Origin of the sequence: Novosphingobium sp. ERW19, from assembly GCF_012641315.1 — a bacterium.
Classification (GTDB): domain Bacteria; phylum Pseudomonadota; class Alphaproteobacteria; order Sphingomonadales; family Sphingomonadaceae; genus Novosphingobium.
The window spans coordinates 231,841-252,241 of sequence record NZ_JABAIC010000001.1 but is presented as its reverse complement, the minus strand read 5'-3'; the positions used below and the strand labels follow the sequence as shown (position 1 = coordinate 252,241).

Sequence of the window (20,401 nt, the reverse complement as noted above, 5' to 3'; positions counted from 1 at the left end):
TCCTGGCCCCTTAGCGGGCGCCAGCCTTCTGCAGCAGGGGTTCGAGTTCCTGCCAGCTGGCAACGCCGGTCTTGCTGCCGTTGAGGAAGAAGGTCGGCGTGCCGGTGATGTCGAACTCCTTGCTCCACTGTTCATTGGTGGTGGCAAGCTTGGTGGCCCTGGCGCTGTCAGCCAGGCATGAAGAGCCCTGCGCAGCGGCAATGCCGCGCGAGGCGAAGAATTCGCTCATGCCGCCGAGTTGGGCAATGCCTGCAAAGCGCTTGTCGGCGGGAAGGTTCTGGATCTGCTGGAAGGCGGCTTCGTCCTTCTGCAGGTTGGTGAACATGTTCGGCTGCCAGGCCCAGAACTGTTCGGAAAGCGGAATGACCGCTTCGGGCGCGCCGCAGGTTGCCAGCAGCACGGCCGGCATGTCGAGCGCGTTCAGCAGGAACAGGCGCAGTTCATAGGAGACGCGGCCCGACGCGATGTAGTCGTCACGCAGCTTGGGGAAGCCCTTTTCCGAGAACTCCGCGCAGTGCGAGCACGACAGCGCGCCGAATTCGACGAGCTTGATCGGCGCGTCGGGATTGCCCATCAGGTAACCACCCTCAGGCGTGACGGAGAAGGTTTCGGTCCACGACTGGCCTGCAGGAGCCGGCACCTTGGCAATCGGCTCTGCGCTGGCAACTTCGCCCCCGGCAGCGGCGTCCTTCTTGTCACAGGCGGCAAGGCCGAGCGTCAGGGGAAGGGTGGCAAGCAGAAGCGCGCGGGCGAGTTTCATCGTGTGGATATTCCCGTTTTCTGGCGGTTTGGAAGGACGCTAGCGGATTGTTGCCGGGGTTTGAAGGGGCGTGGTTCCGGGATTGTGGATCAGTTCAGCCGCGCGAGGATCTGAGGGCGAAGTGAGTCCCAGTCGTGCGTGCCGGCAAGCAGGATGCCGTCGATCATGAAGCTGGGCGTGCCGGTGACGCCGAGCTTCTCGGCAGCATCGTTGGTGCGCTGGGCAAGCTTGTTGGCCAGTGCCTCGTTCGATAGGCAGCGGTCCATGGCCTGCCGGTCCATGCCACGGGCCGCCATGAAGTCATACAACTTGAAGTCGCTGGCGATGGCGCGGGTGCGGCTGGCGAAAGTGCCGGTGGTCCAGCGCTGGCGCTGGGCCTCAGTCGAGTTGGCAAGCGGGCCGATCCACTGCGGTTGCAGGCGCATGAACGCGGTGTGCAGCTGGAAGAAGCGGTTGGCGGGCACGCAATTGGTGATCAGCGCCACGGTCATGTCCACTGGATCGCGCACGAAATTGCGCACTTCGACTGCGCCCTTGCCCGGAGCGATCATGCCGATCTTGAGCTGGCCTTCGGACTCGGTCTCGAAATGCGAGCAGTGCGGGCAGGTGTAGCTGACGAACTCGATCAGGCGCAGCTTGGCGGCTGGGTTGCCGAGGACGTGATGGCCCTCGGGCGTGACGGAGCCGGTGACGGCCCAGTTGAGGCCGCCTGCGGGCCGCGGTGCAGGCTTCCTGGCTGCCTGGCCCGATGCCCCCGTTGCGACGAGTGCGGTGGCGGCGAGTGCCGTTGCGATGAACTTCTTGATCATCCGATCTTCTTCCCCCCGGTTGCACTATCCAGACTGCGCGCCAGCGACTCCAGCACCGTACGCAGTTCGGGATCGCCGATATCGCGCAGCGAATCCCCCAGTTCCATCGGTATCGGCTTCAGCGAGGGAGGCGCTGCGCGCGGCGCTTCCTTGGGCTTTGGCGCCTGAACGGCGCCTTGCCGTATCTTCACCTTCGCCACGGCATTGTAGCCAAAAAAGCGGTTCACGCGGTCAATGATCTCGGGCGTGACGTGCTGGATCAGCGGAGCGTGCGCCGGGCTGACGACCAGTTGCAGGATGCCTTCGGACTTCTCGCCCGGGGGAAAGCGGATCGATTCGGGCATGCAGTGGCGGGCGTGACGCTCGCCCACGATCTCGGGCCAGCGGGTGACCACGCTCGATTGCACGAAGCCGAAGCGGCGGAAGGCGGTGCGGCCGATGGCGGGCATGAGATCGGCGATCTGGCGCGCTTCGCCGCCGCGCGGACGCTCATAGAGCTTGCCCGCCTCGGTCTTCGTCGACCGGGTGCTCTTGCGTTTCGGCGCGTCCGAAGGGGTGCTTTCCATATCGCTTCGCGCCATGCCATAGGTGTGCGATGCAAGCCAGAGAGGAAGCCGCAAAGTCATTCGATCCGGAGGCAATCGCCCCGTTGCTGCTTGCGTGGTACGATGCCAACGCGCGCCGCCTGCCGTGGCGACGTTTGCCGGGTGAGGAGCGGCAGGACCCCTACAAGGTGTGGCTGTCCGAGGTCATGCTGCAGCAGACTACGGTGGCGGCGGTGGGGCCGTACTTTTCGAAGTTCACCCAAATGTGGCCGACGGTGGCCGATCTTGCGGCAGCAGTTGACGGCGACGTGATGGCGGCTTGGGCAGGGCTGGGCTACTATGCCCGCGCGCGCAATCTCCTGGCCTGTGCACGGGCCGTGGCGGCTCGGGGCGGGCGTTTTCCCGATACGGAAGTTGGTTTGCGCGAATTGCCTGGGCTGGGCGAATACACAGCGGCTGCCGTGGCCGCGATTGCGTTCGGGCGGCGCGCGGTGGTGGTCGATGCCAATGTCGAGCGGGTGGTGGCGCGGCTGTTCGCGATCGACGAGCCGCTGCCTGCGGGCAAGGCGGCGATCCGTTTTGCCGCCGGGCAGGTGACGCCCGAGGAGCGCGCCGGAGATTTCGCGCAAGGGATGATGGATCTGGGCGCAACGATCTGCACGGCCAGGTCTCCGCGCTGCATGCTGTGTCCATTGCGCGAGGGATGCCGTGGTTACGCGCAAGGTTCGCCCGAGCGGCTGCCGGTGAAGGCTGCGAAGAAGGCCAAGCCGCTGCGAACCGGTAGGGCCTATTGGGTGGAGCGCGAGGGCAAGGTCCTGCTGGTGCGTCGGCCCGGGCGCGGGATGCTGGGCGGGATGCGGGCGCTTCCGGACGATGGCTGGTCAGCCAAGGGCGACGGTCCGGACGGCCTGGAGGGAGAGTGGCGCCCGGGCGGGGTGGTCCGCCATGGCTTCACGCATTTCGATCTCGAATTGCAATTGATGCTTCCGGTTCAGCCGCAAGCGGTTAGTCTGCCGGAGGGAGAATGGTGGCCGGTCGAGACAATCGAGGCTGCCGGATTGCCGACCGTGTTCGCCAAGGCAGCGCGGCTGGCCGTCGCTGGAAGGACAGACTGAGCAATGCAGCAGGTTTCGGTTTCGCGGCGCGGGTTCATCGGGTCGCTCGGTTTGGTCGCCGCAAGCATGGCTCTGCCGCGGATGGCATGGGCGAGCGTCGCGGCGGAGGCGCGCTTTCCCACTGTGACGGGAATGCTCGATGGCTATGTCTCTTCAGGCAAGCTGCCGGGCATGATCGCGGCGCTCGGCTGGGGGTCGAGCGAGGCGCCGATGGATATCGCCCGTGGCACTCTGGCCAAGGGGATGGCGCCAGTGGTGAACATGGACAGCCTGTTCCGCATCTATTCGATGACCAAGCCGATCACCGGCATGGCGGCGATGATGCTGGTGGACGAAGGCAAGCTCCGGCTCGACCAGCCGATTGCCGACCTGCTGCCGGCATTCGGCAAGATGCAGGTGCAGGTCACGCCCGACGGTTCGATGACCGATCTGCGTCCGGCCAAGACGCAGATCACGGTGCGGCACTTGCTGACGCATACTGCAGGGCTTGGCTATTCGATCATCCAGAAGGGCCCGATCAAGGACGCCTACGTCAACGCGGGGCTGGTGCCGGGGCAGGCCAGTCGGATGCGCCTGCCGGGCATGGATTCACCCAAGCCGCTGGGCAGTCTGGCCGAGTTCGCCGACGTTCTGGCAACGATGCCGCTGGTTTATGAGCCGGGTTCGGTGTGGAGTTACTCGGTTGCGCTCGACCTGATGGGGCGGGTCATCGAAGTGGCTTCGGGCAAGCCCTTCGACGTGTTTCTGGCCGAGCGGCTGTTTGCCCCTTGCGGCATGACTTCGACGTGGTTCCGCGTGCCCGAGAGCGAGGTCGGGCGGCTGACCACGAACTACGCTGCGGTAGGCGGTGCCTTGCTGCCGATCGATCCGGGCAAGGCTTCGGTCTATCTAGATCAGCCGCCCTATCCGTTCGGCGGGGCAGGGCTGGTTTCAAGTCCTCGCGACTACGACCGTTTTCTGCGGATGCTGCTGGGCTTCGGCCGGATCGATGGCAGGCAGGTGATGAGCGAAGCTGCAGTGCGGCTCGGCACCAGCAACCTCCTGCCGGCGGGCACTGACCTGTCGCAAGCCTTCATCAAGGGCAACGGCTTTGGCGCAGGCGGTTCGGTGGGCTTGGGCGAGGATGCCGGAACCTATGGCTGGGCCGGTGCAGCAGGCACGGTAGGCTTCGTCAATTACCGGGTCGGGCTGCGTGCAGGAGTCTATACCCAGTACATGCCGTCAGAAGCCTATCCGGTGCACAGGGAATTCGCGAAGGCCGTGCTGGCTGACGTAACGGGGAAGAAGGCCGCAGCCTGATGGATACGACGATTGCTTTTGCCGGCGGCGGGCTCGACCGCGCTGACCATATCCGGGGCGATGCCGACAAGCTTGGCAGCCTGATGAACTGGCGGGCGCGGCTGCTGCGGCTGGAAGGGATCGACCCGGTGATCTCGCCCGACGGCGGGCTTGACTGGGGCACGCTGGCCGATGCCGATCCGGAAGCCGAACTGGTGTTCCTCGGCCTCAGCGAGGAAGGGCGCGGGTGCTTTGCCCAAGTGACGCCCGCGATCGTGGGCAGCGTCGCGCCGCCAAACCCAAGACTGTGGGGGGCGATGGGGGCGCTCTCCCCGGGGGACTTGTCGATCTACGGCGGTGCGCGCAGCCTGGTTGACTGGCACGCGCGGCATCGTTTCTGCGCCCGCTGCGGGTCTGCAACGAAACTCGCGAAGGGCGGCTGGCAACGCACTTGCACGAACGAGGCGTGCAAGGGCGAGCACTTCCCGCGCGTCGATCCGGTCACGATCATGACCGTGGAGTGCGAGGGCGAATTGCTGCTCGGCCGCCAGCCGCGTTTCCCGCCTCGGCGCTATTCGGCGCTTGCGGGCTTTGTGGAGCCGGGCGAGGGCCTCGAAGACGCCGTTCGGCGCGAGGTGCTGGAAGAGGCGGGCGTGAAGGTGGACGAGGTGCGCTATGTCGCCAGCCAGCCTTGGCCGTTCCCGTCCTCGCTGATGATCGCCTGCCACGCCTTTACCACGCAGCGTGAAATCACCATCGACGTGACCGAACTCGACGACGCACGCTGGTTCACCCGCGAAGAAGTCCGTTATGCGATGACTGGTGCCGAGGACGGTGCGTTCATCGCACCGCCGCCATTCGCGGTTGCGCATCACCTGCTCAAATGGTGGCTCTCGCAATGAGCGCGCCCGCCAAGGTCACGCTCGACATCTGGTCGGACGTGATGTGCCCGTGGTGCGTGATCGGGCTGGGTCAGCTCGACAAGGCGCTGGCCAGCATGGACGGCGAAGTGGATGCCACGGTGCGCTTCCATCCGTTCGAACTGAACCCTGACATGTCCGAGGAAGGCGAGGAGCAGGCCGCGCATATCCAGCGCAAGTATGGCCGTACGGCCGAACAATCGGCGGGCGTACGGGAAACCTTGCGACAGGCTGCCGAGCGCGCGGGATATTCGTTCGACTATACCGGCGATGGCGAAGCGCCACCGGCGATGATGTGGAACACGCGCATGGCGCACCGGTTGCTGACCTGGGCCCTGCGCGATTTCGGGCCGGACCTGCAAGTGGCGCTGAAACGCGCGCTGTTTGACGCCCACTTCCAGGGGCGGCGCAACGTGTCGGATCCCGAAGTACTGGCGGAAGTGGCAGAAAGCGTCGGCCTGCCCCGGCTCAATGCGCTACAGGCGATGATTGACCCGCAGATCGATGCGATCGTTACCGCCGAGGAGCGGCAGGCTTGGGACTGGAACGTCACTGGGGTGCCGGCGGTGGTGATCAACGGCAAGCTGATCGTCCCCGGCGCGCAGGAGCCGGACGTCTATGCCGACTTGATCCGCAAGGTGCTGGCGCGGGAGGCTGGGGGCAAGGCTTAGGCGGCGTGGACAAATTCCACGCTGTGGAATCTGTCCACGCCGCCTTAGACCAGCCCAAGCTTTGCCAGTTCCGAGGCAATCTGTGCTGGCAGCACTTCTCCCGCCTCGCCATCACCAAGGTCTGCAGGCGCGTCGGCTGGCTCGAGATAGCGCCAGCCCTGATGTGCGCGGCGGGGCTTGGGGTGGACGTCGATCAGCTTGGTGCTGACGACGATGTTGGTGCGACCGCCCTCGGCCTCCTCAAACCCGACGATTTCCGAGCGGGCGACGAGCTGGTGCTTGTGGATCCAGTAGAGCGAACCGCCGATCATTTCCTCGGCGCGCTTGGGGCGGTTGCGGGTGGTGAGGTAGGCGACTTTCGCCCCTCCGCGCCGACCGGTGTCCGAGAACCATTCATGGATCTCGGCCAGCGATTGGGCACCGTAGGCCACCTTGGTCATGTGCAGGGGCATGAACTTCTTCCGGATCAGGCAAGGCCGCTGAGCACGGCGAGGCCGAGGAACGAGAAGAAGCCCATGACATCGGTAGCCATGGTCACGAATACGGCCGAAGAGACAGCCGGATCCACTTTGAGGCGATCAAGCGTGACCGGGACCATGATTCCGGCGAGCCCGGCAACCAGATTGTTGATCACCATGGCCGAGCCGATGACCGCGCCGAGCAGGGGATTGGCGAAGAGCAGGCCCGTGCCGAGACCGATCAGGATGCCCAGCGCAGCACCGTTCGTGGCGGCAATCCGCAACTCGCGCAGGATCATGCGGATCGTGTTGGAACTGGTCAGCTGATTGGTGGCAATGGCGCGCACGACCACGGCCAGCGTCTGCGTTCCGGCATTGCCACCCATCCCCGACACGATCGGCATCAGCACCGCGAGCAGGGCAAAACGCGCGATCGCCCCCTGGAACATGCCGACGACAGAGGCGGCGACCAGCGCCGTACCGAGGTTGACCACCAGCCACGTCAGGCGCGTGCGAACGGTGAGCAGGATCGGCTCGTTGATGTCGCCATCGCCGGCACCGGACAGGCGCAGGATGTCCTCGCTCGCCTCTTCCTGAATGATGTGGACGATATCGTCGACGGTGATCTGGCCGACGAGGCGGCCGCTTTCGTCCACAACCGCCGCCGAAATCAGCGCGTACTTCTGGAAGCGCAGCGCAACCTCTTCCTGATCCATCGAGACCGGGATCAGCGTCTGGTCGCGCTTCATCACGTCGGCCAGCGGCACGCTGCGCGGCGCGCGCAGTATCCAGCTGAGGCTGCAGGTGCCGACCGGGTGGTGCTTGTGATCGACGATGAACACTTCCCAGAATTCGGTGGGCAGTTCGTCGTCGCGGCGCAGGTAGTCGATCAAATCGCCCACCGTCATCGCCTCGGGCACCGCGATCAGATCGCGGCTCATCAGGCGGCCGGCGGTTTCTTCCGGATAGGACAGCGCGGATTCGATCGCGGCGCGATCTTCCGGCTCCATCTCGGCAAGGACGGCCTGCTGGTCTTCCTCGTCAAGGTCCTCGATCAGGGCGACGGCGTCGTCCGTCTCCATCTGCTCGGCAAGGTCGGCGACTTCTTCGGGCTCAAGCTCTTCGACGAGGTATTCGCGGACGTAGTCGTTAAGCTCGGCGATGACCTCGCCGCCGAGCAAGTCATTGATCGCGCGCGCAAGCTTGACGCGGTCGTCCTGGTCGATCAGCTCGAAAAGGTCGGCGATGTCTGCCGGGTGGAGCGGTTCGACGAGGTTGTAGACGGTCTCGTCGTCACCGGCCTCGAGCGCTTCGGCGACGCGGCGGACGAAGCCGGGGCGGAGAGTGTTGTCTTCCTCGTCGAGGCTTTCAGAATTGCGCGAGGGTTCGGCCGGCGCGGGCGCTTCGTCCACGTCGGGGAGCAGGCTGTCGATAATGTCGTCGTCGCGCTCCATAGGCGCGGGTTACCGGCTGAGCCGTCAATTGCAACCGCCTAGCAGACCTATGCGTGACTTTCTTTTCGCAAGCCTTATATCGGCGCGCAAACAAGCAAGGATTGCGACTAATGGCTGACGAAAAACTGGTCCTCACGCTCGATTCCGGCGACGTTGTGATCAAGCTGCGCCCCGATCTGGCTCCCGGCCATGTCGAGCGCATCAAGGAATTGGCGAACGAAGGCTTCTACGACGGCGTGAAGTTCCACCGCGTGATCCCCGGCTTCATGGCGCAGGGCGGCTGCCCGCAGGGCACCGGCATGGGCGGTTCGAGCAAGCCTGACCTCAAGGCTGAATTCAACGACGAACCGCACGTGCGCGGCGTGTGCTCGATGGCGCGCACCAGCTATCCGCACTCGGCCAACAGCCAGTTCTTCATCTGCTTCGACGATGCACGCTTCCTCGACAAGCAGTACACCGTGTGGGGCCAGGTCGAGAGCGGCATGGACCTGATCGACGCGCTGCCCAAGGGCGAGCCGCCGGCAAACCCGGGCGTGATCCGCAAGGCCAGCGTCGTCGCTGCCTGATCGGACTGCTGATCAGGAAAAGAGGGGCGGGGCCGAAGGGCTGCCGCCCCTTTTCCATGTCAGGCCGAGAGCCGCCGCACCGCTTCATCCTGCGCGATGAGTGGCAGGAGCGCGGCCATTTCGGGGCCGTGGTCGTGGCCGGTAAGGGCCTGGCGCAGCGGCAGGAACAGTGCCTTGCCCTTGCGGCCGGTCCTGTCCTTGAGGGCAGCGGTCAGGGCGCGCCACGATTCAGCAGACCAGTCGAGCGTCGTGGCAACCTTCGCTGCTTCGGACAGATAGGCGCGGGTTTCCTCGTCGAAGGCTGGCGCTGCGACCGGGCCGGTCACGACTTGCCACCAGTCCTTCGCCTCGTCGATATGGGCGAGGTTGGGGCGGATGGCATCCCATGCGGTTTCGCCCATGCCTTCGGGCAGAAGGTGGGCGACGCGGGCATAGGGTAGCCGGTGGACGATCTGGGCGTTGACGCGGTGGAGGTCGGCCTCGTCGAAGCGGGCGGGCGCGCGGCCGAAGCGGGACAGGTCGAAGCTTTCCGCCAGTGCATTGGCATCGAGTGACGGATCGACCGGGTCGGACGTGCCAAGGCGGGCGAGCAGGGCGACGATCGTCTCAGGCTCGATACCCTGTTCGCGGAAATCGGCCATGCCCAAGGCGCCGAGGCGCTTGGACAGTTTGCCTTCGCTGCCGGTCAGCAGCGCTTCATGGGCAAAGCGGGGAGGCTGGGCGCCGAGCGCGGTGAACATCTGGATCTGCGTGGCGGTGTTTGAGACGTGATCCTCGCCGCGCAGCACGTCGGTTATGCCCATGGCAATGTCGTCGATCGCCGAGGGCAGCATGTAGAGCCACGAACCGTCGGCGCGGCGGATCACCGGGTCCGACATCTGGCGCGGGTCGAAGTTCTGAGGGCCGCGAATGCCGTCCTCCCACGCAATCGGCTGGTCGTGATCGAGCAGGAAGCGCCAATGCGGCGTCTCGCCTGCAGCGACTCTCGCCTCGTGGTCAGCTTCGGTCAGCTTGAGCGCTGCGCGGTCGTAGATCGGCGGCAGGCCTCGGCCGAGCAGGATCTTGCGCTTGAGGTCCAGTTCCTGCGCAGTCTCGTAAGCGCGGTAGATGCGACCGGCCTCGACCAGACGCTGGAACTCGCGTTCGTAGAGTTCGGTGCGCAGCGATTGGCGCTCCTCGCCGTCGTAGGTCAGGCCAAGCCAGGCAAGGTCGGCACGGATGGATTCGACGTGCTCTTCGCGGCTGCGCTCGGCATCGGTATCGTCGATGCGCAGCATGAACTTGCCGCCGGTCTTCTTCGCCAGGAGCCAGTTGTGGAGTGCAGTGCGAACGTTGCCGACGTGAAGCTTGCCGGTGGGCGAGGGGGCGAAGCGGGTTACCGTTGTCATGCGCGCTGCCCTAGCGCGCCGCTGCTGCAAGGGGAAGGCTGGCGGTTACGGTATCAGGGCAACGGCGTGGATCGTCGCGTTGTAGAGCGCTTCGTGGCGGTCGGCGCGGACGAAGCCGGTGATCGCGTCCGAAAAGGCTTGGCGCTTGCCGGAAACGGCGGCGCGGGCGAGGGCGGCCAGCGTCGTCTCGTCCGGGGTCATGGCAAGGCAGCAGGGGCGGTTGACCATGAACGGTTCGGGCCAGACCTGCTTGATCGTCTGCACCAGTCCATGGACGGCGCAGGCCGCTTCGATGGAGCGGTAGCGCTGGGCAAGGTCGGGTACGGGATCGCGGCCAGACGCTTCGAACAGTGCGCACAGGCGCATCGCCATGGTCACGTGCAAACCCTTCAGTGAAAGGCCGCGCACGTCCTGCGGGCGGGCCAGACTATCGATCAGGACGGAGAAGCGGGTGGAGGACTGGCCTGCGGGCATTGCGCATCCTTTCTTGCGAACGATTCGCAAGTTAGCATGGGGATGCCTCAGGTCAATGCGAATCGTTCGCAATTACTCTTTCGACGCGGCTACGCGGTGGGATCGCCAGCGAAGGGCCATCCCGACGATCGACAGCAGCATCCCGGTCAGCATGAAAGCGAGCATCAAAGGCTCATCCTTGGCAGACTTGAGCGCTGGCACTCCGAGCAGCACGACGCTCATACTCGACACGAGATAGCCGCTACCCTTCAGGCGGGAGCTTTTCCGCATTCGTGAATATTCCCAGATAGTTGAATGACAAAACAACTACGGGACGGAGCATGTCAGGTTCCGGTTCGGAAGCCGTGGGTTATCGGATAGCGTCTGTCGCGGCCATAGTTGCGCGCGCCCAGCTTCACGCCGGGAGGGGCCTGGCGGCGCTTGTATTCGGCGATGTTGAGCAGCCGTTCGATGCGGCTGACCGTCGCGCGGTCGAAACCTTCGGCCACGATCTGGTCCACGCTCTTCTCGTTTTCCACCAGCCCCTGCAGGATCGCGTCGAGCACGTCGTAAGGGGGCAGGGAGTCCGAATCCTTCTGGTCCGGGCGCAACTCTGCGCTTGGCGGTTTGGTGATGATCCGCTGCGGCATCACCGGACCGTCAGGACCGAGGCCGATCTTGGGGCGATGCGCGTTGCGCCATTCGGAGACTGCAAAGACGGTCGTCTTGTAGGCGTCTTTCAGCGGGTTGTAGCCGCCGTTCATGTCGCCATAGATCGTGGCATAACCGACGCTCATCTCGCTCTTGTTACCGGTGGTGACCAGCATCGGGCCGAACTTGTTCGACAGGGCCATCAACGTCACGCCGCGAATGCGCGACTGGATGTTTTCTTCGGTCAGGTCGGGCTGCTTGCCGGCAAAGACCGGGGCGAGCATGGCGTCGAAGGCATCGACAGCCGGGGCGATCGGCACGGTGTCGAGCCGGACGCCCAGCATGTTGGCGCAGCCTTCGGCATCCTCGAGGCTCTCCTGCGAGGTGTAACGGCTCGGCATCATCACGCACCAAACGCGGTCCGCGCCAAGCGCATCCACCGCAATGGCAGCGCAGATCGCCGAATCGATGCCGCCGGACAGGCCGAGCACGACGCCGGGGAAGCGATTCTTGTTCACATAGTCGCGCAGGGCCATGACCATTGCGCAGTAGATGTCTTCGGGGTGCTCGGCGAGTTCGTGGTCAACGCCGGGCTCGCAGCGCCAGCGCGAGCCGGAGCCAACTGCGGTCTGCGTCCAGACGGTGGTAACGATCGATTCTTCCCAGTCCGGCATCTGCACCCAAAGCGCACCTTCGGGGCCGACGACGAAGCTGGCGCCATCGAACACGATCTCGTCCTGCCCGCCGACGCGGTTGAGGTAGGCGAGGGGAATGCCGGTATCGATCGCGCGGCGCTTGGCAACGCCGTCGATGCGCAGGACGTCCTTGTCGATCTCGTAAGGGCTGCCGTTGATGCAGATGAAGATTTCCGCGCCAAGGTCGGCCAGGTGGCGGCAGACGTCGGGGTGCCAGATATCCTCGCAGATCGGCAGCCCGAGCATTGCGCCCTTGAACAGCACCGGCTCGGGCAAGGGGCCTGGCATGAAATAGCGCTTTTCGTCGAAGGTGCCGTAATTGGGCAGCTCGTACTTGAAGCGGGTGGCTGCGATGCGCCCGCCTTCGAGCAGGGCGACGCCATTGTGCAGATCGCCATCGCGCACGAAGACCGATCCGACGAGCATCGCGGGGCCACCGTCTGCCGTCACCTTGGCGAGCCTTTCAAGTTCGGCGGCAGCCCGCTCGATCAGGGCCGGCTTCATGATCAGGTCTTCCGGCGGATATCCGATCAGCATCAGTTCCGGATAGACGATCAGGTCGGAATCCGGATTGCTCTCGCGCACGGCAAGCATGGCCGCGACGTTTGCGGCAAGGTCGCCAACCGACTGGTTGAGCTGGGCGAGAGTGATGCGAAGCGTATCGGCCATGGCCGGACTCCTAAGGTACTGTTCGCTGGGCGGCAACGCCCATGGCTGCCAAGAGTTGCAAAGCTGTCATCATGGGCTAAGGGCGCGTTGGGGATCGAAACCGAGGGAATCGCACGCAATGAAGATCATGGCCGGCAACTCCAACCTGCCGCTCGCCCGCGCCATTTCGGCCTATCTCGAAATGCCGCTGACCGACGCCAGCGTGCGCCGCTTCGCTGACGAGGAGGTTTTCGTGGAAATCCACGAGAACGTCCGAGGCGAGGACGTCTTCGTCGTCCAGTCAACCGCCTACCCTGCGAACGACAACCTGATGGAACTGCTGATCTGCATCGACGCGCTGCGTCGTGCTTCGGCAAAGCGCATCACGGCGGTCGTTCCCTACTTCGGCTATGCCCGCCAGGACCGCAAGCCCGGGCCGCGTACACCGATCTCGGCCAAGCTCGTGGCCAACCTGATCACGCAGGCCGGCGCCGATCGCGTGCTGGCGGTGGATCTCCACGCTGGCCAGATCCAAGGCTTCTTCGACATCCCGACCGACAACCTGTTTGCAGCGCCGGTCATGGCTGCCGACATCCAGACCCGCTACGGCACGCAGGAACTTATGGTCGTTTCGCCAGACGTCGGCGGCGTGGTTCGCGCGCGTTCGCTGGCCAAGCGCCTCAACAATGCCCCTCTTGCCATCGTCGACAAGCGTCGTGACCGCCCCGGCCAGTCCGAAGTCATGAACATCATCGGCGACGTGAAGGGCCGCATGTGCATCCTGATCGATGACATCATCGATTCAGGCGGCACCCTGTGCAACGCGGCGCAGGCGCTGATGGATGCGGGCGCTGCAGGCGTTTCGGCCTATATCACCCACGGCGTGCTTTCGGGCGGCGCGGTTGCGCGCGTCAGCAACTCGGCGCTCAAGGAACTGGTCATCACCGACACGATCATGCCGACGGAAGCGACCGCCGCTTCCGATCGCATCCGCGTGCTGACGATCGCTCCGCTGATCGGCGAGGCAGTGCGTCGCATTGCCGATGAAAGCTCGGTCTCCAGCCTGTTCGACTAATCCTGCCGCTTTAAGCGTTCCAGCCATGCGCGAGCCTGCTTCGGCTCGCCCACGGCGTTGGCCGGAGGCTTGCCGCGTGATGCCATGAACTCGTCATGGAGCGCGAACGGCTCCATGAACAAGGCCTCCCGTGCTTGTGCGATCTCGTCGGCAAGCTCGATGAGGTTGTCGATAATCGGCGCGGTCGCGGCGCGCATGATCTTGTCAGCGTTGTGATCGAACAGGCCCCATTTGCCCGCTGCAGTCACTTCAAGCGCTTCGATCAGCGCAGCGCGATAGTCCGCTTCCATTTCGGAGCGGCGTTTGTCGAGACGTTCGAGACGGTCAGCCCTGGCCATGCCTCTGGCCTAGGCGGTGGAGCGAAGCCACGCAATGCCGCTTACTCCCAGGGCTTGACCTCGCCCGGTTCCAGCCTGCGAATTTCCTCAAGCCTGCGCGCCTGTCGTGTTTCCAGGCCCAGCGTCATCAGCGGTTGGGGACGCTCCACGAACTGGCGCGGACTCATTCCGAACAGCGCGGTGAACTCGCGGATAAGGTGGCTCTGATCGTAATAGCGTAGGGCAATCGATTCGGCTTCGTCATGGTCGGCAACGCCGCGAAGGTGGCTGGCCATGTCGAGCGCGCGCGCACGCCTGAGAACCTGTTTGGGTGGCATGCCGAAATCGCGGCGGGCGATGCGTTCCAGCCGACGCTGTGTCACCCCAAGATTTTCCGCCAGTCGTGCAATGCTGACCGTAGGATCGGCAAATGCAGCGGCTTCGAAGCGGGCGGAAATCGGATCAGGCTCGCGCACGGCGCGATCCGCAATCAGACTGCGCATCTCGCATTCCATCGCCTGAACCCAGTCTTCCGGGGAACCATCGGGATCGAACATGTCGAGCCAGCGCTGCTCCGGCATTTCCAGTTCGGCAAACGTCGCCAGCCTGTCGGTCAGCGTTGCGATCTCGGGTCCGCGCAGCGCATGGCACACGCCCGGCCGCAGGAAGATGCCGATGCTGACAAAACTGCCGGTGACACTGATCGGCATCCGACGGGAATGCGGGCCAAACAGCATTGCGGCACGCTGAGACGTACGCACGCCATCGGCCGTGGTGGCTTCCCACTTGCCCCGCAACTGGATGCGGATGCACGCGAAATCGCTCAACAGTCCGCAGTCGAGGCGGTGTTCGGGCGGGGTCCCGACGATCGTTACATAGAGCCTTCCGATCCAGCGATCGAGGTCCGCGGCTGGTGCCCGGCTGTAGGAAATCGGCTGGCCATCGCGCGTGGCGATCGGCGAGACTATCGCGCGATCAACGCCTGGCCTGTTGCTGCGACTCATCTAGCGTGCCCCCAAGACAATCGGTGCACGCAGATTTAGCGCCCCTAGAATCTTCCATGCGTGCGGTTTGTCACGGCTTCCTTAAAATTGCGCAGGTGCATTTGTCCAATGACGATTCATGTTCTGCGGGTTGACCGTATTGGCCCAAAGCAGGCAGAGCCAAGGCATGAAGCTTGAAAACGATATCGCCCTTGCCATGCGCCTTGCCGATGCTGCGGCGGAGGCCATTCGCCCGCACTTCCGCACCGTAGCAGCCGAGCGGAAGGGCGATTCGACGCCGGTAACCCTGGCTGACCGTGCAGCCGAAGAGGCGATGCGGCGTATTCTGACAGCTGAGGTGCCGCGGGACACCATCATTGGCGAGGAATTCGGTTCGACCGCCGGTTCCTCGGGACGAAGCTGGGTGCTCGATCCGATCGATGGAACAGCGGGTTTTCTGGCCGGACGCCCGATCTTCGGCACGCTGATCGCGCTGGTGGTCGAAGGTTTTCCGGTGCTCGGCGTGCTGGATCAGCCCATCACCGGGGAGCGCTGGGTCGGCGCCATGGGCAAACGGACTACGCTAAACGGAAAGCCCGTACAGACGCGGGTATGCCGCGAACTGTCGGAAGCGACGCTGGCGACGACCGGGCCGCACTATTTCGACGACCATGATGGCGGCCATTTCATGGGCCTTGCTGCGAAAACTGATCACAAGCGCATGGTGATGGGCGGCGATTGCTACAATTACGCCATGCTTGCGACGGGCCAGCTCGACGTGGTCTGCGAGGCGAACCTCAAGCTTCACGACTGGGCCGCGCTGGTGCCGATCGTCGAAGGCGCGGGCGGCACCATGGCCGACTGGAATGGCGATCCCTTGCACGCGGGTTCGGACGGCCACGTCATCGCACTGGGAGATCCGGCGCGGCTGGAAGACGTGGTCGAGGCGTTGGCCTGCGCGCACTAGGCGGCGTCTCCCGTTGTCCCGCCTTGGGCGAGTGAAGCTGCTTCAGCTGGCGTTGCCGGGTGAGCGCGTGAGTTCCATCAACTCGTAGCGCTCTCCAATCGAGGGCAGGACCGCCAGCAGGGGCAGGCAATCGGATGGCTCGATCCAGTAGTCCGTCAGATGCGGCACCTGATCGCTCCAGCGGATCGTGTAGCGCAAGGCATCAAATGTGCCTGCGCCCACGGTAATCTGCTCGGCTCCCATATAGGCCACGACGGGTTTGACCAGCATGACCGATAGATCCTGATCACCGAGATGCGCCATTGAATTGGCAGCGCAAAGCAGGGGTTTCTCAACGCCGCGCTCATCTGTCCCGCGCACCATCGCGGTAATGGCGTCGCCCGCCAGCGGGTGCATGCCGAGAAAGTCAATGGCGCGCGGCGCTTCGATGCGTTTCGAGACGCGGCCTTCCTCGGCAGTAAAGCCTTCGCATTCCACCATGCGGTCTGTGACGGAATACCAGCACGCCCCGATCATGCTGCCATCGCGCGTGTTGCGGACGTAGCCTTCCCGGGGCCGCCAATCCTCTGTCACAGACCAGCTCGCTTCACGCAGGAGCCGCGCATCGTCCATTTCGCAGACCGCCCGCAATGAGCGGCCCCGAGAATGGACCGAGCCCGAGAAATGCTCTCGACCCCACTCTTGCCCGGAGGCATTGAGATAGGACACTTTCCCGGCATAGTGACGATAGGGCGAAGTCATTGGCAAAGCGCTCCCCAGTTACAGCACAAGGGTAAAGCGCACCCAGGAGTCTGCATGGGCGATACGCTCATGCTCCAGCTATCGGATACCAGACCAAGCTGTTCGTCAGCGCTCCAGTAGCTGTACCTCGGACAGCTCGATAACCGGGGTCTCCCAAGGGTGAGCAGCCATGAGCGCTTCGAGTGCAGGCGCGAGGTCCGCGTCTGCATCGGCGTAGGTCGTGATGATCGCTGTCGGGGAGAGGGCGCGCTCTCCCGCACTCCCCATTGTCGGCTCGGCATCGGGTCCGGGCTGGAAGCTTTCCCATCCCGGCGATATCTCGCAAACACCCTTGTAGAGCTTGAAGTCGCCCAAGGGATTGTCGGCGCGGATCACGGCCAGCATGGCAGCTGCGGCAGGATCGTGTTCGACCGCGTCGCCATCGCCATTGAGCAACGCATCGAGTGTCAGGGCCGAAACCGGGCAATGGATCTTGACCGCAACCGCGCGGCGGCGGCTGACGGTCAAAGCCCGGCCTTCAGCATCCAGTCGTGGAACAGGCGCACCGGGCGCGATTGCAGCGCACGCGGGCGGCAAACGAACCAGTAGGAATAGGGGCTGTCGACGTCGATGTCGTAAAGCCGGGCGAGGCGGGAATCATGGCTGCGATGATAGTGGTCATCATGCATGATTGCGATGCCAAGGCCCTGGGCCGCTGCCTCGAGTATCAGCTGCCCGGAGTCGAAATGATCGATCGCGGCAGGTTCCAGCTTCTCGAGGTGCAGTGCGCGCTTCCACGCCTCGAAGCTTGCCGGAAGGTCGTTGTGTACCAGAAATGTCTGTTTCGAGAGCTTGGCGATATCAGGCCGCTCGCCCAGTTCGGCCGCCAGTTCGCGCGAGGTAATCGCGTGGACGCGGTTGTGATCCAGCCGCACCGAATGGAGCGATGCGTCCGGCCCTTCGGAAAGGACGATGGCGGCATCGATGGTGTCGCCAAGCTTGGTTTCTGCCGCGTGGCCCGAATCGATATCGATGTGCAACTGCGGGTGCAGCTTGCGCAGTTCGCCCAGGCGCGGAAACAGGCGCTGGCTACCGAACAGCGGAAGTACGCCGAGCCGCAGGCGCATGACCTTGCCGGTATCGATCAGGCGATCGACCCGGTCCGCCATCTCGTCAATCAACGGGGCGACGGCATCATAAAGCTGCTGGCCTTCCTCGGTCAGCTTGAGCGCCTGATGCTTGCGTTCGAACAGCGGCTTGCCGACGAAATCCTCCAGCGCACCGAGACGACGGGACAGAGCCGAAGGACTGAGGGCAAGTTCTGCGGCCGCCGTCTTGGCCGAGCCTGCGCGCACGACGCGAATGAACGCCTCGAGCGAACGCAGTGGGGGCAGGCGGCGGATCATCTCTTCGTCCTATTCTTCTTCGGCCAGCACTGCCTGTGGCGCATGCAGCCTGAGGCGGGTGAGGCGCCGTTCATCGCCCCCGGTTACTTCAAGCCGCCAACCACTGGCATGTTCAAGCACGCGACCGACCGGCGGCACTTCGCCGGCCAATACCACGGCCAGACCGCCGAGCGTATCCACGTCTTCCTCCACTTCCGCAAGCCTTGGATCGACGGTGTCTGCGACGTCATCCAGTTCGGCCCGCGCATCGGCGTCCCAGGTATCCGGATCAATCCGCCGGAGCAATTCTTCGGGCGCATCGTCGTGCTCGTCCTCGATCTCGCCGATGATTTCTTCGACCAGGTCTTCGATGGTGATGATGCCATCTGTGCCCGAATACTCGTCGATCACCACTGCAAGGTGCGTACGGCGGCTGCGCATGTCGGCCAATACGTCAAGTGCGCCCCGGGCTTGGGGCACGAACAGAGGCTGGCGCATTAGGCTCGTCCAGTCCTTCGGCGGCTGCTTGTTCGACAGCATCATGCCGGCGATGATGCCGAATACGTCCTTCACGTGGATCATGCCGACGATCTCGTCGAGCGATTCGCCGTAGACGGGCAGGCGACTGTGGCCGTGCTCGGCAAACGCTGCGACCATCTCCTCGAACGTGGCCGAGGCGGGCACGGCGATGATCTCGCCGCGCGGGATGGCTACGTCATCGGCGTCGTGTTCGCTGAAGTGGAGCAGGTTGCGCAGCATCTGGCGTTCGAGTGGGACAAGATCGCCGTTGCCGTTGCTGCCGCTGTCCTGATGGACCTCGCCCTCGTGCTCGTCGATCGCTTCCTCGATCTGCGCGCGCAGTGATTGATCGTGGTCGGGCCCGCGAAAGAAGGCCCTGATCGCGCGCCACAAGGTGCGACTACTGCTACTGTCTCCGTCTCCCGACCGGCTTTCGCCAGTGGAGCCATTGCCCTCGGGCACTGTCGTATTCCCTCACTTGGTCAGTCTTCGACCGCATATGGGTCGGCAATGCCCATCAGCGCAAGCGCCTTCCGCTCCAGATTCTCCATTTCCTCGGCCTCGGCCTCGCCCAGTTCGTGGTCGTAGCCCGCAAGATGGAGCAGGCCATGCACCACCAGATGGGTAGCATGGACCTCGACCGACACGCCTTTCTCTGCCGCCTCACGCGTGCAGACGCCGTGGGCGAGGATCAAGTCACCTAGCATTCCTGGCGCGTCGGTATCGCGCGCGGCGTGAAGCACTTCCTCGCGGCTGAGCATCGGGAAGGAGAGGACATTGGTCGGCTTGTCCTTGGCCCGCCACTGCTTGTTGAGCGCGTGGACTTCCTCGTCATCGGCCATTACGAGGCTGACGAGGAGGTTCTCGTGCGCCAGTTCGCCTGCGATCTGCGCCGTCGCTTCGGCGGCGCGATTGGCGAGGTCTTCCCAATCGGTTTCCTCGCCCCAGACCGGATCGATGTCGATTTCCAGGATTGGCGCGCTCAAGCGTCCTTCCCTTCGTATGCCTCGACGATGCGTCCGACGATCGGATGGCGCACCACGTCGGCGGTATTGAAGCGCACTGTTGCGATGCCATCGACGCCTTCCAGGCGCTGCACCGCATCGTTGAGGCCGCTGGCGCCGACACCGCCGGGCAAGTCAACCTGCTTTGGGTCACCGCAAATCACCATGCGGCTGTTCTGGCCGAAGCGGGTGAGGAACATCTTCATCTGCGCAGGGGTGGTATTCTGCGCCTCGTCGAGAATGACGAAGGCATCGGCCAGTGTGCGCCCGCGCATGAAGGCGATGGGCGCGATCTCGATTTCGCCCGAGGCAATGCGGCGCTCGACCTGTTCGGGCGGCATGCAGTCGTAGAGCGCATCGTAGAGCGGGCGAAGGTAGGGGTCGACCTTCTCCTTCATGTCGCCGGGCAGGAAGCCGAGGCGTTCGCCAGCTTCCACCGCCGGGCGCGACAGGATCAGGCGCTGTACCGAGCCAGAGATCAGCTGCGCCACGGCCTGCGCCACGGCGAGATAGGTCTTGCCGGTGCCCGCCGGACCCAGCGCGAAAATCACGTCATGGCTGATCAACGCCTTCATGTAGTCGATCTGGGTCGGGCTGCGCGGGATGATCGTCTTTTTGCGGGTGCGGATCATGATTGGCGGCGCACCACCCGGAGCTCCGGTGATGATGCCTTCAAGCGTCGGCTCAACGCTCATCGCGATAAGTGATTCGACCGCGCCGGAATCAAGTTCCTGCCCCGATAACAACCGTTGGTGCATGCCCTTCAGCACGTCGCGCGCACGGGCGACGGCGTCGTCTGGTCCTTCGATCAGCACGCGGTTGCCGCGCGCCGAAATGTAAACTCCCAGCCGATTCTCGATCTGCACGAGATTGGTGTCGAACTGGCCGAACAGGGCGCCAAGCACGGTCTGCTCGTCGAACTCGACTTCGACCCGGGCACGGCGATGCTGTGATTCCGGGCGATGATGCGCCTCGTCGGCGCGGTGGGGTTTACGGGCCATGAGCTCCTTTCAGGTTTGG

At 64.3% G+C, this 20,401-nt stretch carries 24 protein-coding genes; 7 read left to right on the top strand and 17 right to left on the bottom strand.

Features of this window, described 5'->3' with window-relative positions:
- Positions 1-10 precede the first annotated feature (10 nt).
- From HGI46_RS01235 to HGI46_RS01225, 3 genes are all read right to left on the bottom strand, one after another.
- Positions 11-760 (bottom strand): thioredoxin domain-containing protein, encoded by a 750-nt coding sequence (locus tag HGI46_RS01235; protein WP_168902786.1) that lies wholly within the window; start codon positions 758-760, stop codon positions 11-13.
- 89 nt (positions 761-849) lie between these two features.
- Positions 850-1,569, bottom strand: a complete 720-nt coding sequence (locus HGI46_RS01230; protein ID WP_168902785.1) for a thioredoxin domain-containing protein — start codon at positions 1,567-1,569, stop codon at positions 850-852.
- On the bottom strand, positions 1,566-2,135 hold the full coding sequence (locus HGI46_RS01225; protein ID WP_168902784.1) for a DUF721 domain-containing protein: 570 nt from the start codon (positions 2,133-2,135) through the stop codon (positions 1,566-1,568). The genes HGI46_RS01230 and HGI46_RS01225 overlap by 4 nt, the downstream gene beginning before the upstream one ends.
- A gap of 29 nt (positions 2,136-2,164) precedes the next feature.
- On the opposite strand from HGI46_RS01225, the gene HGI46_RS01220 reads away from it, so the two are divergent.
- From HGI46_RS01220 to HGI46_RS01205, 4 genes are read left to right on the top strand one after another with little or no spacing between them, the layout of a single operon-like run.
- Positions 2,165-3,229 (top strand): A/G-specific adenine glycosylase, encoded by a 1,065-nt coding sequence (locus HGI46_RS01220; protein ID WP_168902783.1) that lies wholly within the window; start codon positions 2,165-2,167, stop codon positions 3,227-3,229.
- A gap of 3 nt (positions 3,230-3,232) precedes the next feature.
- Positions 3,233-4,528 (top strand): serine hydrolase domain-containing protein, encoded by a 1,296-nt coding sequence (locus HGI46_RS01215; RefSeq protein WP_168902782.1) that lies wholly within the window; start codon positions 3,233-3,235, stop codon positions 4,526-4,528.
- Complete coding sequence (gene nudC, locus HGI46_RS01210; protein ID WP_206065466.1) at positions 4,528-5,409, top strand: NAD(+) diphosphatase; 882 nt, start codon at positions 4,528-4,530, stop codon at positions 5,407-5,409. The genes HGI46_RS01215 and nudC overlap by 1 nt, the downstream gene beginning before the upstream one ends.
- The gene (locus tag HGI46_RS01205) at positions 5,406-6,098 is read left to right on the top strand and encodes a DsbA family oxidoreductase (RefSeq protein WP_168902781.1); all 693 of its coding nucleotides are present in this window, start codon (positions 5,406-5,408) and stop codon (positions 6,096-6,098) included. Before nudC ends, HGI46_RS01205 begins: the two co-directional genes overlap by 4 nt.
- 44 nt (positions 6,099-6,142) lie before the next feature.
- On the opposite strand, the gene HGI46_RS01200 is transcribed toward HGI46_RS01205, so the two are convergent.
- Both HGI46_RS01200 and mgtE read right to left on the bottom strand, forming a co-directional pair.
- A complete protein-coding gene (locus tag HGI46_RS01200; RefSeq protein WP_168902780.1) occupies positions 6,143-6,550 on the bottom strand; it encodes a DUF1489 domain-containing protein in 408 nt (135 codons plus the stop codon).
- A 14-nt stretch (positions 6,551-6,564) separates the two neighbouring features.
- Positions 6,565-8,010: a magnesium transporter gene (gene mgtE, locus HGI46_RS01195; protein WP_118072213.1), complete on the bottom strand. Its 1,446-nt coding sequence runs from the start codon at positions 8,008-8,010 to the stop codon at positions 6,565-6,567.
- A 110-nt stretch (positions 8,011-8,120) separates the two neighbouring features.
- Here mgtE and HGI46_RS01190 point away from each other — a divergent pair, with 110 nt between their 5' ends.
- Complete coding sequence (locus tag HGI46_RS01190) at positions 8,121-8,576, top strand: peptidylprolyl isomerase (RefSeq protein WP_118072212.1); 456 nt, start codon at positions 8,121-8,123, stop codon at positions 8,574-8,576.
- Between the two features lie 59 nt (positions 8,577-8,635).
- Here HGI46_RS01190 and gltX read toward each other — a convergent pair whose 3' ends face one another.
- From gltX to HGI46_RS01170, 4 genes are all read right to left on the bottom strand, one after another.
- Positions 8,636-9,964, bottom strand: a complete 1,329-nt coding sequence (gene gltX, locus HGI46_RS01185) for a glutamate--tRNA ligase (RefSeq protein ID WP_168902779.1) — start codon at positions 9,962-9,964, stop codon at positions 8,636-8,638.
- Between the two features lie 45 nt (positions 9,965-10,009).
- Positions 10,010-10,438, bottom strand: coding sequence for a hypothetical protein (locus HGI46_RS01180; protein WP_168902778.1), 429 nt, complete (start codon positions 10,436-10,438; stop codon positions 10,010-10,012).
- Between the two features lie 72 nt (positions 10,439-10,510).
- Positions 10,511-10,708, bottom strand: coding sequence for a hypothetical protein (locus HGI46_RS01175; RefSeq protein WP_118072210.1), 198 nt, complete (start codon positions 10,706-10,708; stop codon positions 10,511-10,513).
- Between the two features lie 53 nt (positions 10,709-10,761).
- On the bottom strand, positions 10,762-12,432 hold the full coding sequence (locus tag HGI46_RS01170; RefSeq protein WP_168902777.1) for an NAD+ synthase: 1,671 nt from the start codon (positions 12,430-12,432) through the stop codon (positions 10,762-10,764).
- 118 nt (positions 12,433-12,550) lie between these two features.
- On the opposite strand from HGI46_RS01170, the gene HGI46_RS01165 reads away from it, so the two are divergent.
- Positions 12,551-13,486 (top strand): ribose-phosphate pyrophosphokinase, encoded by a 936-nt coding sequence (locus HGI46_RS01165; protein WP_168902776.1) that lies wholly within the window; start codon positions 12,551-12,553, stop codon positions 13,484-13,486.
- Here the strand turns inward: HGI46_RS01165 and HGI46_RS01160 are convergent.
- Together HGI46_RS01160 and HGI46_RS01155 are read right to left on the bottom strand one after the other, a co-directional pair.
- Positions 13,483-13,824, bottom strand: coding sequence for a hypothetical protein (locus HGI46_RS01160; RefSeq protein ID WP_118072208.1), 342 nt, complete (start codon positions 13,822-13,824; stop codon positions 13,483-13,485). The genes HGI46_RS01165 and HGI46_RS01160 overlap by 4 nt on opposite strands.
- A 41-nt stretch (positions 13,825-13,865) precedes the next feature.
- The gene (locus HGI46_RS01155; RefSeq protein WP_118072207.1) at positions 13,866-14,807 is read right to left on the bottom strand and encodes a helix-turn-helix domain-containing protein; all 942 of its coding nucleotides are present in this window, start codon (positions 14,805-14,807) and stop codon (positions 13,866-13,868) included.
- Positions 14,808-14,973: 166 nt separating this feature from the next.
- Here HGI46_RS01155 and HGI46_RS01150 point away from each other — a divergent pair, with 166 nt between their 5' ends.
- Positions 14,974-15,753 carry an inositol monophosphatase family protein gene (locus HGI46_RS01150; RefSeq protein WP_168902775.1) on the top strand — a complete coding sequence of 260 codons (780 nt, stop codon included), beginning with the start codon at positions 14,974-14,976 and terminating at the stop codon, positions 15,751-15,753.
- A 42-nt stretch (positions 15,754-15,795) separates the two neighbouring features.
- Here HGI46_RS01150 and HGI46_RS01145 read toward each other — a convergent pair whose 3' ends face one another.
- From HGI46_RS01145 to HGI46_RS01120, 6 genes are all read right to left on the bottom strand, one after another.
- On the bottom strand, positions 15,796-16,494 hold the full coding sequence (locus tag HGI46_RS01145; protein ID WP_168902774.1) for a hypothetical protein: 699 nt from the start codon (positions 16,492-16,494) through the stop codon (positions 15,796-15,798).
- Between the two features lie 105 nt (positions 16,495-16,599).
- Positions 16,600-17,001, bottom strand: coding sequence for a hypothetical protein (locus HGI46_RS01140; protein WP_168902773.1), 402 nt, complete (start codon positions 16,999-17,001; stop codon positions 16,600-16,602).
- Complete coding sequence (locus HGI46_RS01135; protein ID WP_118072203.1) at positions 16,998-17,879, bottom strand: LysR substrate-binding domain-containing protein; 882 nt, start codon at positions 17,877-17,879, stop codon at positions 16,998-17,000. The genes HGI46_RS01140 and HGI46_RS01135 overlap by 4 nt, the downstream gene beginning before the upstream one ends.
- Positions 17,880-17,888: 9 nt before the next feature.
- Positions 17,889-18,839 (bottom strand): hemolysin family protein, encoded by a 951-nt coding sequence (locus tag HGI46_RS01130; protein WP_118072202.1) that lies wholly within the window; start codon positions 18,837-18,839, stop codon positions 17,889-17,891.
- A gap of 20 nt (positions 18,840-18,859) precedes the next feature.
- Complete coding sequence (ybeY, locus tag HGI46_RS01125) at positions 18,860-19,363, bottom strand: rRNA maturation RNase YbeY (RefSeq protein ID WP_039332751.1); 504 nt, start codon at positions 19,361-19,363, stop codon at positions 18,860-18,862.
- Positions 19,360-20,382 carry a PhoH family protein gene (locus HGI46_RS01120; protein ID WP_168902772.1) on the bottom strand — a complete coding sequence of 341 codons (1,023 nt, stop codon included), beginning with the start codon at positions 20,380-20,382 and terminating at the stop codon, positions 19,360-19,362. Before HGI46_RS01120 ends, ybeY begins: the two co-directional genes overlap by 4 nt.
- Positions 20,383-20,401: the final 19 nt, after the last annotated feature.

Excerpts from the sequence above, each read along its gene's own strand:
- HGI46_RS01230 (WP_168902785.1), bottom strand. The coding sequence starts at position 1,569 with ATGATCAAGAAGTTCATCGCAACGGCACTCGCCGCCACCGCACTCGTC.
- HGI46_RS01220 (WP_168902783.1), top strand. The coding sequence starts at position 2,165 with ATGCAAGCCAGAGAGGAAGCCGCAAAGTCATTCGATCCGGAGGCAATC.
- HGI46_RS01160 (WP_118072208.1), bottom strand. The coding sequence starts at position 13,824 with ATGGCCAGGGCTGACCGTCTCGAACGTCTCGACAAACGCCGCTCCGAA.
- HGI46_RS01175 (WP_118072210.1), bottom strand. The coding sequence starts at position 10,708 with ATGCGGAAAAGCTCCCGCCTGAAGGGTAGCGGCTATCTCGTGTCGAGT.
- HGI46_RS01225 (WP_168902784.1), bottom strand. The coding sequence starts at position 2,135 with ATGGAAAGCACCCCTTCGGACGCGCCGAAACGCAAGAGCACCCGGTCG.
- HGI46_RS01135 (WP_118072203.1), bottom strand. The coding sequence starts at position 17,879 with ATGATCCGCCGCCTGCCCCCACTGCGTTCGCTCGAGGCGTTCATTCGC.
- HGI46_RS01170 (WP_168902777.1), bottom strand. The coding sequence starts at position 12,432 with ATGGCCGATACGCTTCGCATCACTCTCGCCCAGCTCAACCAGTCGGTT.
- HGI46_RS01205 (WP_168902781.1), top strand. The coding sequence starts at position 5,406 with ATGAGCGCGCCCGCCAAGGTCACGCTCGACATCTGGTCGGACGTGATG.
- HGI46_RS01145 (WP_168902774.1), bottom strand. The coding sequence starts at position 16,494 with ATGACTTCGCCCTATCGTCACTATGCCGGGAAAGTGTCCTATCTCAAT.
- HGI46_RS01200 (WP_168902780.1), bottom strand. The coding sequence starts at position 6,550 with ATGCCCCTGCACATGACCAAGGTGGCCTACGGTGCCCAATCGCTGGCC.
- HGI46_RS01120 (WP_168902772.1), bottom strand. The coding sequence starts at position 20,382 with ATGGCCCGTAAACCCCACCGCGCCGACGAGGCGCATCATCGCCCGGAA.
- HGI46_RS01235 (WP_168902786.1), bottom strand. The coding sequence starts at position 760 with ATGAAACTCGCCCGCGCGCTTCTGCTTGCCACCCTTCCCCTGACGCTC.
- HGI46_RS01155 (WP_118072207.1), bottom strand. The coding sequence starts at position 14,807 with ATGAGTCGCAGCAACAGGCCAGGCGTTGATCGCGCGATAGTCTCGCCG.
- HGI46_RS01150 (WP_168902775.1), top strand. The coding sequence starts at position 14,974 with ATGAAGCTTGAAAACGATATCGCCCTTGCCATGCGCCTTGCCGATGCT.
- HGI46_RS01165 (WP_168902776.1), top strand. The coding sequence starts at position 12,551 with ATGAAGATCATGGCCGGCAACTCCAACCTGCCGCTCGCCCGCGCCATT.
- HGI46_RS01190 (WP_118072212.1), top strand. The coding sequence starts at position 8,121 with ATGGCTGACGAAAAACTGGTCCTCACGCTCGATTCCGGCGACGTTGTG.
- nudC (WP_206065466.1), top strand. The coding sequence starts at position 4,528 with ATGGATACGACGATTGCTTTTGCCGGCGGCGGGCTCGACCGCGCTGAC.
- HGI46_RS01215 (WP_168902782.1), top strand. The coding sequence starts at position 3,233 with ATGCAGCAGGTTTCGGTTTCGCGGCGCGGGTTCATCGGGTCGCTCGGT.
- gltX (WP_168902779.1), bottom strand. The coding sequence starts at position 9,964 with ATGACAACGGTAACCCGCTTCGCCCCCTCGCCCACCGGCAAGCTTCAC.
- HGI46_RS01180 (WP_168902778.1), bottom strand. The coding sequence starts at position 10,438 with ATGCCCGCAGGCCAGTCCTCCACCCGCTTCTCCGTCCTGATCGATAGT.
- mgtE (WP_118072213.1), bottom strand. The coding sequence starts at position 8,010 with ATGGAGCGCGACGACGACATTATCGACAGCCTGCTCCCCGACGTGGAC.